Below are 1326 nucleotides of genomic sequence, written 5' to 3'. Positions count from 1 at the left end.
TCTCGGCCGCGCGGCCGGCCAGCAGCCGCCCTTCCGGGGTCAGGCGGATGCCGCGGCCGGCGCGCTGGACGAGCTTGGCGCCGGTGGCCACCTCCAGGCGGGACAGGTGGTGGCTCACCGACGGCTGCGAATAATGCAGCTCGCGGGCGGCCGCGGTCACCGACCCGTGCCGGGCCACCGCGGCCAGGACCTTCAGCTGGACCTTTGGACGTCATGTCCGGGCCCGGGCCATCCTGGGTGCCGACCCCGAGGAGGCACGACGATGACGGTGACCTGCGACCTCACGATCACGCTCGACGGCTACGCGGCCGGCCACCGCCAGACCGAGCAGCGCCCGTTCGGCGACGACGGTGGCGACGGCTGGGGCGACCGGTTGCACGCCTGGTACGGCGAAGGCCGCGAGGTGCACCCCGCCGAGTTCGACCGGATGCTGACGGCGAAGGCGTTCATCATGGGGCGCAACATGTTCGGCCCGGTGCGCGGTCCGTGGGACCGGCCGTGGACGGGCTGGTGGGGCGACGAGCCGCCGTACCACGGGCCGGTGTTCGTGCTGACCCACCACCCGCGTGACCCACAGCCGATGGCCGGCGGCACCACGTTCCACTTCGTCACCGACGGCATCGAAGCCGCGATGGAACGCGCGCGCGAAGCGGCCGGGGACGGCGGCATCTCCGTCCACGGCGGCGCGACCACCGTCAACCAGTACCTCGCCGCGGGCCTGATCGACGAGCTGCGGCTGCACGTCTCCCCGTTCACCCTCGGCGCCGGCGTCCGGCTGTTCGACGGCGTGCCGCCGCTGAACCTCGAGCAGCTGGACGCGCGCTCGACGCCGTCGGTCACGCACCTGCGGTATCGCGTGCTCCGCTGAACCTCCCCGTGGTGAGCACGAGCCGGCCGAAGACCTCGCCGGCGTCCAGCTTCCGGTGCGCCGCTTCGGCCTGCTCCAGCGGCAGCACCTCGTGCACGACCGCCCGCAGGCCGCCGGCGAAGACGTCGGCGGTGGCGGCGGACCGGTCGGGCATCGGCACGATGTCCGCGCTGAAGGTCGCGAACGACAGCGACCGCCGGAACTCCGCCAGCAGCTCCTTCCCGAAGTCGGCGGGCGGTTCGCCGCCCAGCACGCCGACGGCGACCAGGCGCCCGTTGGGGTTGAGCTTGCCGAAGAACGACGGGAGAGCCGGGCCGGCCACGATGTCGAGGATGACGTCGAAGCCCCCGGCTCCCCCGCCGTCGCGGCCGAGCACGTGGGTCGCGCCCAGCTCCCGCAGGCGCTCGCCGCGCTCGGGCGACGACGTCGTCACCGCGATCGCCCCGGCCCCGCCGCGG

General features: G+C 74.3%; 3 protein-coding genes. 1 reads left to right on the top strand and 2 read right to left on the bottom strand.

The genetic code is table 11. The features are described from left to right. Positions 1-187, bottom strand: a 187-nt coding sequence (locus tag G3I65_RS01240) for a LysR family transcriptional regulator (RefSeq protein WP_375336657.1), incomplete at its 3' end; no start/stop codon positions are given. Positions 188-262: 75 nt separating this feature from the next. On the opposite strand from G3I65_RS01240, the gene G3I65_RS01235 reads away from it, so the two are divergent. Then, positions 263-868 (top strand): dihydrofolate reductase family protein, encoded by a 606-nt coding sequence (locus G3I65_RS01235; RefSeq protein WP_160693934.1) that lies wholly within the window; start codon positions 263-265, stop codon positions 866-868. On the opposite strand, the gene G3I65_RS01230 is transcribed toward G3I65_RS01235, so the two are convergent. Next, positions 837-1326: zinc-binding dehydrogenase (locus G3I65_RS01230; protein WP_160693932.1), on the bottom strand; the 490-nt coding region annotated here is incomplete at its 5' end. The genes G3I65_RS01235 and G3I65_RS01230 overlap by 32 nt on opposite strands.

Source organism: Amycolatopsis sp. SID8362, assembly GCF_010550475.1.
Taxonomy (GTDB): Bacteria; Actinomycetota; Actinomycetes; order Mycobacteriales; family Pseudonocardiaceae; genus Amycolatopsis; species Amycolatopsis eburnea.
The sequence above is the reverse complement of the archived record's forward strand: the minus strand, read 5'-3'. Positions and strand labels throughout refer to the sequence as shown.

Bases quoted from the DNA above. Each gene is read 5' to 3' on its own strand.
- G3I65_RS01235 (WP_160693934.1), top strand. From the start codon at position 263: ATGACGGTGACCTGCGACCTCACGATCACGCTCGACGGCTACGCGGCC.